The following is a 15378-nucleotide window of genomic DNA, read 5'->3' as shown; positions in this document are numbered from 1 at the left end:
TTCGGAAATAACTGTCAAGATGGATCGGTGCGCGACGGGGTGGCGAAACCGAAGGTGCTGCTGGTCGAAGACGACCGCGAACTGGCGGGCATGCTGGGGGAGCTGCTCACCGACGAAGGCTACGAGACCGAAGCGGTGCACGACGGCCAGCGCGGCCTGCACCTCGGGCTCACCGGACGGTACGACGTGATGGTCATCGACCGGCGGCTGCCGGTGCTCGACGGGCTGGAGCTGCTGCGGCAGCTGCGGGCCCGCGCGGTCACCACGCGGGTGCTGGTGCTCTCGGCGCTGGGCGAGGTGGCCGACCGCGTGGCCGGCCTGGACGCCGGTGCGGACGACTACCTCGTCAAGCCGTTCGAGGCCGAGGAGCTGCTCGCGCGGCTGCGCGCGCTGGGCCGCCGTGACCTCGAAGGCGCCGAGTGCCTGCCGCTCGGCACGGCGGCGCTCGACCTGCGGCGTCACGAGGTCGTGCTGCCGCGCGGCGAGCGGATCACGCTGTCCGGGCGGGAGTTCGAGCTGCTGCGGACGCTGGCGCAGCGGCCGAAGGCGATCCACCCGCGGGCGGCCCTGCGCACGCGCGTGTTCGCCGACACCACCGGAGAGTCCATTGTGGACACATATGTCTACTACCTGCGGCGCAAGCTCGGCCGGGACGCCGTGCGGACCGTGCACGGCCTGGGGTACCAGATCGGCGTGGTATGAGCCCCGAACCCGAGGAACGGGCCCTGCGGCGGGCGCGGTGGGTGATCACCGCGCAGATCGCCGTGGTGGTGTCGCTGCTGGTGGCCGTCGCGGGTGCGATCGCGTACGGCATCCTGCTGTCCGGCCAGCACGCCGACGCCGACCGGCTGCTGGCCAGGACCATCCAGCTCGGCCCGGGCGCGACCCCGCCCGGCTGCGTCTGGCTGTTCACGCCGGGGGCGCAGGCGCCGCCCGGGCCGCCGCCTGCCGGAATGCCGATCCCCGAGCTGAACGCACTCGTGCCCGCGCCGGGCGACGTCCACACCGAACGCCGGTCGATCGAAGGGATGACGTACACGTTCCGGGTGGAGAACCACGGCGGCGTCGTCTCCCAGGCGTTCTTCGAGGAGCGCTACCAGATCCAGGACCGCGCGTCGCTGGTCTTCGGGCTCGGCGTCGCCGAGGTGCTGGCGCTGCTGGCGGCCCTGGGGTGCGGGCGGGTGCTGGCCCGCCGGGCGATCCGGCCGCTGGAAGACGCGCTGCGGCGGCAGCGGACGTTCGTCGCGGACGCGTCCCACGAGCTCCGGGCGCCGTTGACCCGGCTGCACACACGCGCGCAGCTGCTGGCCCGCCGCTCGTCCGGCCGCGACGCGGCGGAACTCGACCACCTGGTCCGCGGCACGCGGGAACTCGGCGAGGTCGTCGAGGACCTGCTGCTGTCGGCCCAGGCGTGCGGCGAGCGGCCGGCGCTGGAACTGGTCGAGCTGGGCGTGCTGGCCGAGGAGGCGGTGGCGGCGGAGGCGGTGCGCGCTTCGGAGGGCCAGGTCCGTCTGGCGGTGACCCGCGAGCGGCGGCCGTACGTGGTCCAGGGCGTCCCGACGGCGTTGCGCCGCGTGCTGTCGGCGTTGCTGGACAACGCGCTCGGCCACACACCACCGGGTGGATCGATCGAGGTGTGGCTCGGTGTCCCCGACTCGCGGTACGTGGAACTGAGGGTCCGCGACACCGGGGCGGGCTTCCCGCCGGCCGACGCGGAACGCATCTTCGAGCGGTTCGCCCGAGGCTCCGACGGCGACGGCCGCCGTTTCGGCATCGGCCTGGCGCTGGTCCGCGAAGTGGTGACGGGCCACGGCGGAACGATCGCCGCGGCGGCCCGCCCCGGAGCCGGAGCCACGTTCACCCTCCGCCTCCTCCGCGCCGACCCCTCGTGACCCAACCCGCAACCCACGTGATCAGCCCCGAATCCCACGTGATTGGAGGCGGATCTCGCGTGATCCGGCGGGCATCAGCGTGATGCCTCCCCAATCACGCGAGATGCCCCTCTGATCACGCGAGTTACGCGCTCGATCACGCGAGATCCGCGCTCGATCACGCGGGTTACGCCAGGAGGGCCTGGACTGCTGCGGGGGCGTCGGCGACTGCTACCGGGTTTTGCTCGCGTGTTGCCAGGCTGCGGACCGTGACGTTGCCCGCCGCCCAGTCCTCCTGGCCGACGATCACCACCGCGGCCGCGCCCGCCTTGTCGGCGCGGGTCAGCTCCTTGCCGAGCTTGCGGTGCTCGATCGGGGTCGACGTCCGCAGCCCCGCGGCGCGCAGCGACGAAGCGACCGACCGGGCCGCGTCGAAGAGGTCCTCGGTCACCGGGATCACCATCACGTCGACCTCGTTGCGCGGGGCCGGGGTCAGGCCGTGCGTGTCGAGGAAGTCCATCAGCGTGACGTCGCCCATGCCGAACCCGATGCCCGGGATCTGCTGCGGGGTGAACATCGACGCCAGGTCGCTGTAGCGGCCGCCGCCGAACAGCGCGCGGCGGTTCTGCGGCGAGGTGTCGAAGACCTCGAACACGGTCGACGTGTAGTACGCCAGCCCGCGCACGATCAGCGGCTCGTACTTGACCAGCGAACCGGCGCTGCTGTTCAGCACCTTCACCAGGTTCGACTGCTCCCGCACCGCGGCCGGGATCTCGTCGAGCAGGGCTTCACCCATCGCGAGCGTCTCGGCCAGCTTCTCGAACTGCTTGTCCGAGAGCCCGATCTCCGCGGCGCTCTCGGCCAGCTTCTCGCGCGGGTACTTCTCCCAGCGGTCGACCAGCGCGAACACCTGGCTCAGGTGGTCCGCCGACACCCCGGCGACGTCGGTGAGCGCCGACGTCAGCAGGTTGCGGTCGTTGACGCGCAGCACGAACATGTCCGGCGTCGCGCCCAGCGCGGCCATCATGTCGTGTACCAGCTCGAAGATCTCGATCTCGCAGTTGGCGCTGTCCGAGCCGAAGATGTCCGCGTTGATCTGCCAGTGCTCGCGCACGCGGCCGCGCTGCGGCGCCTCGTACCGGTGGCAGTTCGGGTGGCTGTACCAGCGGACCGGGAACGACAGCGACTTCGCGCTCCCGGCGATCATCCGCGCGACCGACGGCGTCATCTCGGGCCGCAGCGCCAGCCGCCGCCCGCCCTTGTCGGTCAGCGTGTACAGCTGCTTGTCCGCGATCTCCTGCCCGGACTTCCGCTCGTAGATCTCGGCGGACTCGAGGATCGGGCCGTCGTAGCGGAGGAAGCCGCGGCGCTCCAGGACGTCGTAGAGATGACCGAACACCTGGGTACGCACGGACATTTCGGCGGGCAGGAAGTCCCGGGTCCCCTTGTAGGGCGCGGTCGGCAGGTATTCAGGCACGTCACCAGCTTAACGACCGGCCGCGACCGGGTTTTCAGGGGAAGGCCACGCCGTACGCGGTGAGCAGCACCGCCGCGGCCAGCAGCACCGCGCCCACGGACGTCACGCGCCCGCCGAGCTTGCCCGGGTTCGGCAGCAGGTGGAGGAAGAAACCACCCGATTGGGCAAGGATGCCGAACAGCAGGAGGAAGCAGGCGATCCACAACGCCGGGTCCGGCAGCGTCGTGCGGCTCAGGATCTGCAGCGCGACCAGGGCGAGGACCAGCAGGACGCCGGCGTGCGCGTGGCCGGCGCGGAACATCGTGCGCTGGTGCTCGGTCAGCTTGCGGTCGCGCATGACACCCATCAGCGCGTAGCCGCCGTACATCACGGTCGGCAGCGAGACCAGCGCGATCACCGTGAACAGCTGGGTGGGTCCGTGCATCGGGGAGCTCCTTCGAGGTGGGTGGCGCAACAGTAACACTGTTTTAAAACGCTGTCACCAAAGCAGGCATTCCCCGATCGGGGAACTAGGCGGGACGGCCCTGGGCGAGCACCAGCACGGGGTTGCGGAGCGCGGCCAGCGACGCGAGCGGGTCGCCTTCGACGACCAGGACGTCCGCCGCGAGCCCGGCTTCGAGCCGTCCGGTGACGGCACCCAGGCCCAGCCCGGCCGCGCTGTCCTCGGTCGCGATCTCCAGGATCCGGCGCCGCGGGAAGCCGAGCCACTCGTAGAGCTCCAGCGCGCCGACCGGGTCGTCGAACACCGAGCCCGGCAGGCCCGCGTCGGTCCCGGACAGCAGCCGGACGCCGTGCTCCTCCAGCCACGGCAGCCGCCCGTACATCGCCTGCGCGACGTCGTCGCCGAGCTTCTCGACGATCACCCGCCAGTTGCGGCTGCTCGTCGAGCACGCCGAGATGCCCTCGGCGGCCATCCGCTCGGCCACTTCGGCGGGGCGGTCGAACGAGCGGGGCCCGGTCAGGAAGCTGCAGTGCTCGACCGTGGAAACCCCCGCTTCGACGGCGGCCTCGATGGCCTCCGCGCCGTGGGCGTGGGCCGCCACCGGCAAGCCGTGCGACGCCGCGTGCTCGGTGACCACCCGCAGCTGCCGGGCGTCGAACTGCGACTCCCACATGTCCGCGCCGCCTTCGGTGATCTGGCCGCCGCTGGCCATCACCTTGATCACGTCCGCGCCCGCCGCCGCGTTCGCGTCGATCAGGGTGCGGATTTCGCCGTCGGAAGCCGTTTCACCGCCGAAAAAGTGGCAGTGCCCGCCCGGCACGGTGATCGGCGGCCCGGACACCAGCAGCCGCGGCGCGGGAGAACCCTCGAACGAGCGCCGGACGGCCGCGCCGAGGTGCCCGCGGTCGCCGAGGTCCCGCACGGTGGTGACGCCGCTGCGCAGCATCGCCGTCAGCCGCGCACGGGCGTCGTCCAGCAGGTCCTCGGTTCCGGTGAAGTGGGCCAGCATCTCGCGGGACGCGTCGAAGGCCAGGTGCACGTGGACGTTGAACAGGCCGGCCAGTGCGGTCCCGGTGGGGAAGTCGTGCCGGACCGCGTCCGGCGCGGCCTGCGCGGCGACGTCCGCGCGCGGGCCCGCCGCGACGATCACGCCGTCGCGCACCAGCACGGCACCGTCGTCGACCGGGGTGGCCGGCCGGGGCAGCACCCGGCCGGCGGTGATCAGCGTGTCCACGTCACTTCCCGTTCTTCATCGCGGCCGACAGCGCGAGCAGCGGCCGGACGTCGGATTCGAGGTCGTCCGCCCCGGCGGGCAGCACCTGCTTGGCCCGGCCGTCGCTGGGCTCGCCGTCGGCGTGCCGCCGCAGCGCCGTCTTCAGCGCGGCCGCCGCGGCGCCGGGATCGGTGGCGACGACCTCCCCGAAGTCCGCGTCGAGGTACGGCGAGAGCTGCACGAGGCCGTCCCGGATCTCGATCACCCGGCGGTAGTGGACCCGGTTGACGCCACCGCGCCCCCGCGGCGGGGTCCGCAGCACGATGCTGGGGAACGCCTCGACCAGGACCGTCCACAACGGAGCCAGGGCCGCGTGCTCGTGCCGGTGCTGGCGGCGCCGCCGCAACGCCGAAATGCGCGCCCGCAACCCCGGGTAGGTGACACCGGCGAGGAACAGCATCCCGCCGGCGACCACGAACGGCACGCCGAGCAGCAGCAGGACTTTGACGACCGGCCCGAACGCCCACGCCACCACGATGTACAGGGCGCGGAAGACGCTGCCGGCGGCCGCGCTCGCCATGCCGATCGCGCTCAGCCGCAGCCCGATCCGCAGGTTCCGGTCGGCCACCCGCTGGTACCGCACGATCCAGGCCGTGCAGGCGATGAGCCCGTAGATCAGGTACAGCCCGGCGCCGAGGTAGAACGCCGCGACGCCGCCGTCGTGGATCGTCGAGGGCCCCAGCGGCAGGCCGCGCAGCTCCGGCGGGGTCAGGGCCATCGCGACGACCATCAGCGCGATCGCCACGGCCAGCGGGACCAGTTCGGCCGCCACCCGGCGGTACCGGCGCGGGCCCAGCGCCGAGCCGAGGAAGAAGATGACCAGCGCGCAGAGGCCGCACGCCAGCAGCGCGTTGTTCGCCACCCGCGCCGCGCCCAGGCCCAGCAGTGCGTCGACCTCGTCGGAAACCACGGTCTGCTGCAGCAGGAACGCGGCCGCGAACCCGGCAACGCACGCGGTGACGGCCCAGTTCGGCACGGTCGGCGCGCGCGTCACCTGGTAGATCCGCCACGCGAGCGCGGCGGCGAACAGCACCAGCGCGATCAGGTTCACGGGGCTGAGAAGTGTGCTCACAACCACCCTTGGTGATCCCCGAGCGCTCCCTGGATCCGGCGGAGATCCCGGTCAGCGGCGCGCCGGGGGATCGTGTAGTTCAGGACCGACGCCCATTCGAGGATGATCGTCGCGACCGTTTCGGCTTCCCACTCGTGGGCGTCATCGTAGGACGAGCGGCGCAGCGCGCGGTGCACGGCATCCGGGTCGAGATCGGGAGCCGGGCCGCGGAGGAAGTCCGCCGGCTCGGCGTCGCCGTGCGGGTGGTGGTCGGCCAGCATGTGCCCGAGTTCGTGCAGGATGATGTGGTCCTGGTGCGACTTCGTCGTTTCCGCCTGGTAGAAGATGTAGTCGGCGGACGCCGTCGCGATCCAGCAGCCGAACGGCCCCGGCACTTCGAGCGGGTACGCCAGCAGCCGGATCGGCTTGCCGCGCCGCTCGCCGAGCCGCGCGCACAGCACCTCGACGTCCAGCGGCGGCCCGATGTCCAGGTCCTTGAGCAGCTTCCGGCAGCGGCGGCGCAGCTCGCGCTCCTTCATCGCGGAGCGTCCTCCGGGCTCCGGCCCTCGCGCTCGGCCCGCTCGTAGCGTTCGACGAGCTCGAGCAGGTCCATCACCTGACGGCGGCCTTGCGGCGAGAGCTCCTGGGCCCGCATCGCCATCAGCTGGGCCTCACCGCCGGGTGCCGCGGCCCCCTCTTCGTCGAAGAAGTACGTCACCGGCACGCCGAACAGCCTCGCCAGCGCCTCGACGTAGTGGATCTTCGGGTTGACCCGCTTGCCCGTGGCGAGCTGTTGCAGGTAGGCCGGCGACATCGCCGGGCCGCCCGCCCGCTCGACGGCGGCCGAGATCTCCCGGTAGCTGTGCGGTGTGCGGCCGTCCACCCGGGCGGCCTCGATCAGGGCGCTCAGGCGCTCCGCGAAGGTGCGTTCCCGTGCCATCTCCACCCCCTGGGAATCCAGCCGCGAAAATTCTAACCGCAAACCACTGTACGCACATGTTGACAGCCGTCGTATGCAGTGGTTTACAGTTGGCTCGCCTCTCGCCTGGCTCTCCGTGCCCTGGGGGTGCACGGAACGGTTCAGGCGAGAGGTTGTCGCGCCTTCGACTCGTCATGATCGCACCGTCTGTAGTACGCTTCAGGAGCCAAGGTTGATCGCCCTCGGGCGAACCCTTGGCCACGGCCTGTTGCCGGAGGTCGACCCCCAGGGCTTCCGGTGACAGGCCCCTTTACGTTTCAGGAGCTCATCAGCGTCGCGGCCAGCGTGCCGCCCAGTTCGGTGCACGCTTCCAGGGTCTTTTTGTCCGGTTCACCCGTGCTGGTGACGGATTCCGCCGCTTTGGCCCACGCCAGGCCGGTCGTGATGGCCAGCAGCTGCCGTTCGGTGCCCGAAGTGTCGCTGTTGCCGTGAATCCAGTACCCGAACGGGCGACCTCGCGTCTCGTCCAGGCACGGGTAGTAGATCGTGTCGAAGAAGTGCTTCAGCGCGCCGCTCATGCTGCCCAGGTTCGCCGGCGTGCCCAGCAGGTAGCCGTCCGCTTCGAGGACGTCGGTGGCGGTGGCCGCCAGCGCCGCCCGGCGGACCACCTCCACCCCCTCGATGTCCGGGTGCGTCGCCCCGGCCACGACCGCTTCGAACAACGCCTGCGTCGACGGCGACGGCGTGTGGTGGACGATCAGCAGCCGCGGCATCAGGCGAGCAGTTCCTCGACGTCCCCCCGCAACGCCGTCAGCCGCTCCTGCGCCACGCCGCGGTCGTTGTCCACCACCTGCAGGTACGCCTTCAGCTTCGGCTCGGTCCCCGACGGCCGGATGACCACGCGCACGCCGTCACCGGTCAGCCGCACCACGTCGGCGTCCGGCAGCAGGTCTTCGAGGGTGACGTCGACGCCGCCGAGCCGGGCCGGTGGCGTCTCCCGCACCTTCGCCATCAGCTGCCCGCGCACGGCGAGATCGGTGACCCGCAGCGAAACCTGGTCGGTCAGGTGGACGCCGTGGCGCTGCGCGAGTTCGTCCAGCACGTCCAGCGGGGTCCGGCCCTGCTTCTTGAGCTGCGCGGCGAGGCCCGCGGCGAGCGTCGCGGCGGCGATGCCGTCCTTGTCGCGCACGAAGCCCGGGTTCACGCACAGGCCGAGCGCCTCTTCGTAGGCGAACACCAGCCCCTCGCCGGCGCGCACCAGCCACTTGAAGCCGGTCAGCGTCTCGGCGTACCGGGCGCCTTCGGCCTTCGCGATCTCACCCAGCATCGACGAAGACACGATCGTGGTGGCCACCAGCGGGTCCGGCAGCACCGTGCGATCCACAGTGGACAGGACGTACGAGCCGAGCAGCACGCCGGTCTCGTCGCCGCGCAGCATCCGCCAGCTCCCGTCGCGCTCGCGGACGCCGAGCGCGCACCGGTCGGCGTCCGGGTCGAGCGCGATCGCCAGGTCGGCGTCCACATCGGACGCCAGGGCCAGCAGCAGGTCCGTCGCGCCCGGTTCCTCGGGGTTCGGGAACGACACGGTCGGGAAGTCCGGGTCCGGCGTGGTCTGGGCGCCGACCAGGTGCAGGTCGGTGAACCCGGCCCGCTCGAACGCCGCGCGCAGCGTGTCGGCGCCGACGCCGTGCAGCGCCGTCGCGGCCACGCGCACCGCGCGCTCCGAGCCCAGCGGCAGCGTCGCGACCTCGTCGAGGTAGCGGTCCAGCAGGTCGACTATCTCGGCGCCGGCCGCCCGCGGCACGTCGGCGGCGGACGGCGCGGCCTCGATGGCGCGCTCGATCTCGCCGTCGGACGGCGGGACGATCTGGCCGCCGGTGGCGTCGTAGAGCTTGTACCCGTTGTCCGCCGGGGGGTTGTGCGACGCGGTGATCTGGATCCCGGCCACCGCGCCGAGCCGCCCGACGGCGAACGCGAGCACCGGCGTCGGCAGCGGGCGGGGGAACACCTTGACGTCGAACCCGGCCGCGGTCAGCACCTCCGCGGTGGCCGTGGCGAAGGCTTCCGAGCCGTGCCGCGCGTCCCGGCCGACGACGACCAGCGCACCGGCGTGCCCGTGTGCCGTCAGCCACTCCGCGACCCCGGCCGTCGTGCGGGTGACGACGGCGACGTTCATCCCGTTCGGCCCGGCGCGCACCGGGCCGCGCAGGCCGGCCGTGCCGAATTCCAGCGGCCCGGCCAGCCGGTCGGCGAGGTCTTCGGCGGCCGAAGGGTCGCCGTCGGCGCGGGCCAGGACCGCTTCGAGCTCGGCGCGGGTGGCGGGGTCCGGATCGGCGGCGATCCAGCGGGAAGCGGCGTCACGCAGGGTGGAATCCGATGTCACCGCGCCAGCCTACGGGCTATGGTCGGGTAGGTGCGCTTACTCTTCACCTCACTGGGGTCCTTCGGCCACACCTTCCCGCTCGTCCCGCTGGCGGTCGCCGCGCGCGAGGCGGGCCACGACGTCGTCTTCGCCACCTCGGAAGACTTCCTGCCACAGCTGACCAAGGCCGGGCTCGACGCGGCGGCCGCCGGGCTCGCCATCAAGGACGCGTTCGGCCAGGCGTTCGCCGAGACGTTCGGCGACGCAGGGCCGCCCGGCCCGCCGGGGGACATCCCGCGGGAGGTGCTGTTCCCGGTCGTCGCGAAGGTCTTCGGCGAGCTGATGCCGAAGCGGTTCCTCGCCGACCTGCTGCCGCTGTTCGAGCACGTCCGCCCCGATCTGGTGGTCAGCGAGGCGGGCAATTCGGGCGGCGCGTTCGCCGCGTTCAAGGCCGGGATCCCGGTGGTGGCGCACGGTTTCGGCCGCGTGTCGACCGGCGACCCGATGACCGACAGGATCCGGGACGCGATCCGCGAGCACGGCGCTTCGCTGGGCATCGAGGTCGGCGAGGACCTGGCGTTCGGCGGCCCGTTCGTCGACATCTGCCCGGAGTCGGTGCAGGACGCGGACTTCCTGGCGCGCACCACCCACCGCGTGCCGCTGCGCCCGGTCGGCTGGAGCGAGCCGGGCGAGCTGCCGCCGGGCGTGCTCGACAAGCGGCGTCCGCTGGTGTACCTGACGCTGGGCACCGCGATGGGCCACGCGGGCGTGCTCACCGAGGCGATCGCCGGACTGTCCGGTTTGGACGTCGACGTCCTGGTCGCCACCGGCCCGTCGCTGCCCGAGGGCGCGCTGGGCGAGGTCCCGGAGAACGTCCGGCTCGAGGCGTGGGTCCCGCAGGCGGCGCTGCTCCCGCACGTCGACCTGGTGGTCCACCACGGCGGCAGCGGCACGACGCTCGGTGCGTTCGGCGCGGCCCTCCCGCAGCTGCTGCTCCCGCAGGGCGCGGACCAGTTCACCAACGCCGAAGCGGTGCACGAGGCCGGCGTCGGCGACCGCCTGCTCGGCGCCGACGTCACCGCCGAAGCCGTCGCCGCCAAGGCCCGCCACCTCCTCACGGACACGTCGGTCCGCGACGCGGCCCGGACCTTGGCCGCCGAGGTCGCGGCCATGCCGTCCCCGGCCGAGGTCGCCGCCGAACTCCCGGCCCTGGTCTGAGTTCCGGCTCCGATCACGCGAGTTCCGGCTTGGATCACGTACGTACGTGATCCAAGCCGGAACTCGTCAGGCGCGGGTGACCAGCTCGCGGAGCAGGGAGCCCATCTTGGTGGCCGCGGCCTGGCCGGCTTCGAGGACTTCCTGGTGGTTCAGCGGCTCGCCGGTCATGCCCGCGGCCAGGTTCGTCACCAGCGACAGGCCGAAGACCTCGACGCCGGCCGCGCGGGCGGCGATCGCCTCCAGCACCGTCGACATGCCGACCAGGTCCGCGCCCAGCGTGCGCAGCATCCGGATCTCCGCCGGCGTCTCGAAGTGCGGCCCGGTCAGGCCCGCGTAGACGCCTTCTTCCAGCGACGAGTCGATCTCGCGGGCGATGTCCCGCAGCCGCTTCGAGTACAGGTCGGTCAGGTCGACGAAGTTCGCGCCGACGATCGGCGAGCGCGCGGTCAGGTTCAGGTGGTCGGCGATCAGCACCGGCTGGCCGACCTGGAAGCCCTCGCGCAGGCCGCCGGCCGCGTTCGTCAGCAGCACCGTCCGGACGCCGGCCGCCGCCGCGGTGCGCACGTTGTGCACCACCGGGTCGATGCCCTTGCCCTCGTAGAAGTGCGTCCGCCCGAGCATGACCAGGACGTTCTTGTCGCCGATCGTCAGCGAGCGGATGGTGCCGCCGTGCCCCACCGCGCCGGGCGTGGTGAAACCGGGCAGTTCGGCGAACGGGATCTCCGTCTCGCACTCCCCGATGACGTCCGCCGCCGGGCGCCAGCCCGACCCCAGGACCACCGCGATGTCGTGCGCGTCAACGCCGGTGCGCTTGGCGATGGCGCTCGCGGCTTCTTGTTCAGTCATGCGAGGGAGCGTAACCGGGCCGCGCGCACCAGGAGGAACACCACCAGCCCGAACGGCGAGAGGAAGATCGTCAGCAGCAGGATCGGGCTGACCACCCACGGCGAGAGCCCGGCCGAGCGCCCCTCGAAGTACATCCACCGCGCGATGAACAGGTCGAACGCGATGAGGTGCGCCCAGACGAGCCCGGCGCCCCACGGCGTGGCCAGCAGCGTCTGCAGCACGCCGAGGTCGGGCCGGAGCATCGCCCGGCCCCACTCGCCGAAGTGCGGCAGGACCAGCCCGAAGTAGCAGACCAGGGGCAGCAGCGGGACCCACGGCGAGCGCATGATCCGTTCGGTCCAGCGCCACTTCGGGGCCAGGATCAGCAACGCCCAGAACGGCGCCGCCAGCGGGAAGGCCAGGTCGAAGAGGGTCATCGGACACGCACCGCGGCCCACGAGCCCAGGCCCACCGCCGCGACCAGCAGCGCGAACGCCCCGAGCGTCGTCGCGTCCGGGTGCACGATCGACTGCGCCCGCAGCGCCTGCCAGGTGACCAGCGCGATCAGGCCCGCGTACCCGGCCGCGCCGATCAGGACGAGCCGGGCGCGGACGACGTCGTCACGCAGCCGCGTGAACCGCGGGGCGAGCGCGGCCAGCGCGATGGCGAGCAGCGGCAGGGCTTGCAGCGCGTGCATCCCGACGAAGTGCGGGATCCGCAGGTCGCCGCCCACCGTGCTCCAGCCGAGGATCGGCAGGCCGGGGCCGCCGTCTTCGAGACCGACCGTGTGGCCGCCGACCATGTCCCGCGGCCCGCCGGCCTTCCACTGCGCGAGCTGCCGCGCGGTCGGTGACGTCATCAGGGCGCCCAGTGAGATTCCCCCGAGGGAGAGGATCGCCCCGGCCCGCACGGCCCAGTAACTCGCCCGATCCGGCACCTTCGTGAACATCACCAGGACGGTCAGGGCCAGGGTGGCGACCCAGAGGCACGCGATCATCGTGCCCATGACCTGGTAGATCAGGGCGTCCTGCGGGGTCGCGTTGTTGAAGTGGCTCGCGCGCCCGCGGGCCGCCTGGAAGACGAGCAGGACGTACTCGACGGTGAAGATCGCGATGAGGAAGTCGGTCAGCAGGCCCGCCGTGCGCCGGAACCGCGGCAGCAGCGAGACGAGCCAGCTCCAGGTGGCGAAGTAGAGCGCGCCGGACACCGCGAACTTGAACGGCTTGGCCCAGATCGGCGCGCCCGCCAGGGTCCGCTGGTCGAGGACTACGGCGGCCGCGCACAGTACCGCCACCACTCCCAGCGCACCGGCCGCGAGCGCGGACGGCCGGTGCCACGTGTTCGTTCTGCTCCGGAGATCGGCAAGGATGGTCATGGTTCCTCCCAGAACGGATAGTCAAGCTCTCCGTTTTGGAAAGCTAAACTATCCATGCTGAGAAGTCTTCAGGGTTGTCCCCGAGACGGGCCCCGGGATCGGAGCGGAAACGCATGCGGATGGCCGAGCTGAGCGCCGAGTCCGGGGTGCCGGTCGCGACCGTCAAGTTCTACCTGCGCGAGGGCCTGCTCCCGCCCGGCGAGCGCACCAGCCCGAACCAGGCGCGCTACTCGGCGGCGCACGTCCAGCGGCTGCGGCTGATCAAGGCCCTCACCGAGGTCGGCGGGCTGCCGCTGGCCTCGGTCGGCGTCGTGCTCACTGCGATCGACGGCGCCGAAACCCCGCACCGGACGATGGGCGTGGTCCAGCAGGAGCTGGCCGGGCCCCCGCCGAAGGTGTCCGACGAGGCCGCCGAGTGGGCGTCCGGGCTGCTGGCGGACCTGCTGGCCCGCCAGGGCTGGAAGGCGCACCCGCCGGAGCACCGCGCGATGGCCAACCTGATCGCGGCACTGGCGACGGCCAAGGAGCTGGGCCAGGAGAAGCTGGCCGGCCACCTCGAGGAGTACGCGGAGCTGGCCATGCGCGTCGCGGAACTGGACATCGACACGGTCCGCGGCCTGACGTCGTTCGACAAGATCATCGAGACCGGCCTGGTGGCGACCGTGCTGGGCGACCGCATCTTCGCCGGCCTGCGCCACCTCGCCCAGGAGCAGGTCTCCCGCGAGCTCCTCGGCCGGCCGCCGGAGGGCTAGTCCGAGACGCTCAGCGTCGGGGCGACCCGGTCGAAGACGTCACGGCGGCCCGAGTCCTCCTGCTCGGCCGGCACGGTCACCGACAGCAGCCACAGGCTGGTACCCGCCTGGATCAGGTTCATGAACGTCACCCGGGTGCCGCCGCCGTCGCCGTCGCCGTCCGGGAGGGTGCCGCCCTCGGCCAGGCGGTAGGTCAGCGTCGAGCCCTTGCCGCCCGGCAGCGGTGTCGGGTCGTAGACCTGGAACGCGTTGCCCGGGTAGGACCCCTTCAGCCAGTTGATGTACTCGTTGTCGTCGGGGTACTGGGCGAAGTACTTCACCAGCCGTTCCACCCGCAGCGACCGGCGGCCGTCGGGGGAGACGTACTGGACCGCTGTGCTCGCCCCGAACTTCGTCGTCGTGTGCGGGGCGACGAACTTCTGCCAGCCGTCCGGCACCTGGAGGCCGAACTGGCCGCCGTTGCCGGTCACGTAGCTGGCGTCGCCGGACTGCTGCACCAGCGACGGCGGCGGCACGTCGGTCACCCCGTTCGACGTGCTCCGCGGGGCGGCCGCCGGCGGCAGCAGCGACTGGCCGCCGACCGCCCTGGCCAGCGCGAACCCGCCGCCCGCGGCGAGCAGGAAGAGCAGGATCGCGAGCGCGACGAGCACTGCGGTGGCCGTGGAACTGCGCCGCGCCGGCCGCGGCGGCGGCGGGACGAACACCGTCGGCGCCGCCGCGGTGGGAGCCGATGGCGCCGGCGGGCGCAGGAACGGCAGCGGGCCCGGGTCGGCGGCGAGCTCGCTGCTCGACGCTTCGGCCTTCTTCTCCGCCTTGGCCGTCTCCTTCTCGGGCAGGACGGTCTTGATGATCTGGGTGTCGGTCGCGTCCGGCTGCGCGGACGTCTTCTTGCCGTCCGGGGTGCGGAACAGCTCGGGCCCGAACAGGTCGAGCGGCGTCTTCGTCTGCAGCGGGTAGAGCCGGTGCCGGACCTCCCGCAGCGTGATCCGCTGCCCGGGCTCCTTCTTCATCAACGCGCTGATCACGTCGGCGAGCGGGCCGGCCTTCGGCTTCGGGACCTTCCCGTTGACGACCTTGCCGACCGTCTCCAGCGGGTCGCCGTCGGCGTCGTACGGCGGCGCGCCCTCGACCGCCGCGAACAGCGTGGCGCCGAGGCCCCACAGGTCCGCGGCCGGCGTGACGGCACCGCCGGAGGCCACCTCCGGGGCGATGTAGGCGGGCGAGCCGAGCATGATCCCGGTGCGGGTCATGGTCGCCTCGGAGACGTTCCGGGCGATGCCGAAGTCGGTCAGCTTGATCCGGCCGTCGCTGGCCACCAGGACGTTGCCCGGCTTGACGTCGCGGTGGGTGATCCCGGCGGCGTGCGCGGCCTCCAGGGCCGAGGCCACGGCGATGCCGACCGCGGCCGCCTGCCCGACGGTCAGCGGCCCGTGGTCGCGCAGGATGTGCGCCAGGCTGCGCGAGGGCAGCAGCTCCATCACCACGAACGGCTGGTCGTCCTCGCGGGCGACGTCGTGCAGGATGATCACGTTCGGGTGGGAGAGCACGGCGATCGCACGGGCTTCGCGCAGCGTGCGCTCCCGCAGCTCGTCGGCCTGCGACGCCGGGATGCCCGGCGGCACCTTCATCTCCTTGACGGCCACCTGCCGGTGCAGGAACTCGTCGTAGGCGGACCAGACGGTGCCCATCGACCCGGAGCCGAGCACCGAACGCAGCCGGTAGCGACCGGCGACCACTCGTGTCTCTTCGCTGGAGGGGGGCACGCGCCAATTGTGGCGTACGCGACCGGCCGTCTCGACGCAGCGTGCGCGTT

Annotated in this window: 16 protein-coding genes; 4 read left to right on the top strand and 12 right to left on the bottom strand. The window is 72.3% G+C overall.

Annotated features, from left to right (window positions below):
- Positions 1-54: 54 nt before the first annotated feature.
- Positions 55-702 carry a response regulator transcription factor gene (locus tag HUT10_RS22900; RefSeq protein ID WP_176177949.1) on the top strand — a complete coding sequence of 216 codons (648 nt, stop codon included), beginning with the start codon at positions 55-57 and terminating at the stop codon, positions 700-702.
- On the top strand, positions 699-1892 hold the full coding sequence (locus tag HUT10_RS22895; RefSeq protein ID WP_176173115.1) for a sensor histidine kinase KdpD: 1194 nt from the start codon (positions 699-701) through the stop codon (positions 1890-1892). The genes HUT10_RS22900 and HUT10_RS22895 overlap by 4 nt, the downstream gene beginning before the upstream one ends.
- 166 nt (positions 1893-2058) lie before the next feature.
- Here HUT10_RS22895 and hisS read toward each other — a convergent pair whose 3' ends face one another.
- The 8 genes from hisS to HUT10_RS22855 form a co-directional block, all read right to left on the bottom strand.
- The gene (gene hisS, locus HUT10_RS22890; protein WP_176173114.1) at positions 2059-3348 is read right to left on the bottom strand and encodes a histidine--tRNA ligase; all 1290 of its coding nucleotides are present in this window, start codon (positions 3346-3348) and stop codon (positions 2059-2061) included.
- A gap of 34 nt (positions 3349-3382) precedes the next feature.
- A complete protein-coding gene (locus tag HUT10_RS22885) occupies positions 3383-3772 on the bottom strand; it encodes a hypothetical protein (RefSeq protein WP_176173113.1) in 390 nt (129 codons plus the stop codon).
- Between the two features lie 85 nt (positions 3773-3857).
- A complete protein-coding gene (locus HUT10_RS22880; RefSeq protein WP_176173112.1) occupies positions 3858-5024 on the bottom strand; it encodes an amidohydrolase family protein in 1167 nt (388 codons plus the stop codon).
- A gap of 1 nt (position 5025) precedes the next feature.
- A complete protein-coding gene (locus HUT10_RS22875) occupies positions 5026-6135 on the bottom strand; it encodes an MAB_1171c family putative transporter (RefSeq protein WP_176173111.1) in 1110 nt (369 codons plus the stop codon).
- Positions 6132-6653, bottom strand: a complete 522-nt coding sequence (locus HUT10_RS22870) for a hypothetical protein (RefSeq protein WP_176173110.1) — start codon at positions 6651-6653, stop codon at positions 6132-6134. Before HUT10_RS22870 ends, HUT10_RS22875 begins: the two co-directional genes overlap by 4 nt.
- Positions 6650-7054, bottom strand: a complete 405-nt coding sequence (locus HUT10_RS22865) for a helix-turn-helix domain-containing protein (protein ID WP_176173109.1) — start codon at positions 7052-7054, stop codon at positions 6650-6652. The genes HUT10_RS22870 and HUT10_RS22865 overlap by 4 nt, the downstream gene beginning before the upstream one ends.
- Before the next feature lie 296 nt (positions 7055-7350).
- Entirely contained in the window at positions 7351-7806 is a 456-nt protein-coding gene (locus HUT10_RS22860; protein ID WP_176173108.1) for a flavodoxin family protein, read from the bottom strand.
- A complete protein-coding gene (locus HUT10_RS22855) occupies positions 7806-9416 on the bottom strand; it encodes a phospho-sugar mutase (RefSeq protein ID WP_176173107.1) in 1611 nt (536 codons plus the stop codon). Before HUT10_RS22855 ends, HUT10_RS22860 begins: the two co-directional genes overlap by 1 nt.
- Before the next feature lie 30 nt (positions 9417-9446).
- Here HUT10_RS22855 and HUT10_RS22850 point away from each other — a divergent pair, with 30 nt between their 5' ends.
- Entirely contained in the window at positions 9447-10613 is a 1167-nt protein-coding gene (locus tag HUT10_RS22850; RefSeq protein WP_176173106.1) for a glycosyltransferase, read from the top strand.
- Between the two features lie 66 nt (positions 10614-10679).
- Here the strand turns inward: HUT10_RS22850 and HUT10_RS22845 are convergent, their stop codons facing one another.
- Genes HUT10_RS22845 through HUT10_RS22835 form a run of 3 tightly spaced genes read right to left on the bottom strand, consistent with a single transcriptional unit; the run spans position 10680 to position 12813 of the window.
- Positions 10680-11459, bottom strand: a complete 780-nt coding sequence (locus tag HUT10_RS22845; RefSeq protein ID WP_176173105.1) for a purine-nucleoside phosphorylase — start codon at positions 11457-11459, stop codon at positions 10680-10682.
- Positions 11456-11875, bottom strand: coding sequence for an ABA4-like family protein (locus tag HUT10_RS22840; protein ID WP_176173104.1), 420 nt, complete (start codon positions 11873-11875; stop codon positions 11456-11458). The genes HUT10_RS22845 and HUT10_RS22840 overlap by 4 nt, the downstream gene beginning before the upstream one ends.
- Positions 11872-12813 carry a hypothetical protein gene (locus HUT10_RS22835; protein WP_176173103.1) on the bottom strand — a complete coding sequence of 314 codons (942 nt, stop codon included), beginning with the start codon at positions 12811-12813 and terminating at the stop codon, positions 11872-11874. Before HUT10_RS22835 ends, HUT10_RS22840 begins: the two co-directional genes overlap by 4 nt.
- Before the next feature lie 119 nt (positions 12814-12932).
- Here HUT10_RS22835 and HUT10_RS22830 point away from each other — a divergent pair, with 119 nt between their 5' ends.
- Complete coding sequence (locus HUT10_RS22830) at positions 12933-13565, top strand: MerR family transcriptional regulator (RefSeq protein WP_254896985.1); 633 nt, start codon at positions 12933-12935, stop codon at positions 13563-13565.
- On the opposite strand, the gene HUT10_RS22825 is transcribed toward HUT10_RS22830, so the two are convergent.
- Complete coding sequence (locus HUT10_RS22825; RefSeq protein WP_176177948.1) at positions 13562-15301, bottom strand: serine/threonine-protein kinase; 1740 nt, start codon at positions 15299-15301, stop codon at positions 13562-13564. The genes HUT10_RS22830 and HUT10_RS22825 overlap by 4 nt on opposite strands.
- Positions 15302-15378: the final 77 nt, after the last annotated feature.

Origin of the sequence: Amycolatopsis sp. Hca4 (assembly GCF_013364075.1) — a bacterium.
GTDB lineage: Bacteria > Actinomycetota > Actinomycetes > Mycobacteriales > Pseudonocardiaceae > Amycolatopsis.
Note: the sequence above shows the minus strand (reverse complement) of the source record. Positions and strands in the feature narration are given on the sequence as shown.

Coding starts and splice junctions, on each gene's coding strand:
- HUT10_RS22895 (WP_176173115.1), top strand. CDS start 699: ATGAGCCCCGAACCCGAGGAACGGGCCCTGCGGCGGGCGCGGTGGGTG.
- HUT10_RS22830 (WP_254896985.1), top strand. CDS start 12,933: ATGGCCGAGCTGAGCGCCGAGTCCGGGGTGCCGGTCGCGACCGTCAAG.
- HUT10_RS22885 (WP_176173113.1), bottom strand. CDS start 3,772: ATGCACGGACCCACCCAGCTGTTCACGGTGATCGCGCTGGTCTCGCTG.
- HUT10_RS22845 (WP_176173105.1), bottom strand. CDS start 11,459: ATGACTGAACAAGAAGCCGCGAGCGCCATCGCCAAGCGCACCGGCGTT.
- HUT10_RS22840 (WP_176173104.1), bottom strand. CDS start 11,875: ATGACCCTCTTCGACCTGGCCTTCCCGCTGGCGGCGCCGTTCTGGGCG.
- HUT10_RS22865 (WP_176173109.1), bottom strand. CDS start 7,054: ATGGCACGGGAACGCACCTTCGCGGAGCGCCTGAGCGCCCTGATCGAG.
- HUT10_RS22870 (WP_176173110.1), bottom strand. CDS start 6,653: ATGAAGGAGCGCGAGCTGCGCCGCCGCTGCCGGAAGCTGCTCAAGGAC.
- HUT10_RS22860 (WP_176173108.1), bottom strand. CDS start 7,806: ATGCCGCGGCTGCTGATCGTCCACCACACGCCGTCGCCGTCGACGCAG.
- HUT10_RS22835 (WP_176173103.1), bottom strand. CDS start 12,813: ATGACCATCCTTGCCGATCTCCGGAGCAGAACGAACACGTGGCACCGG.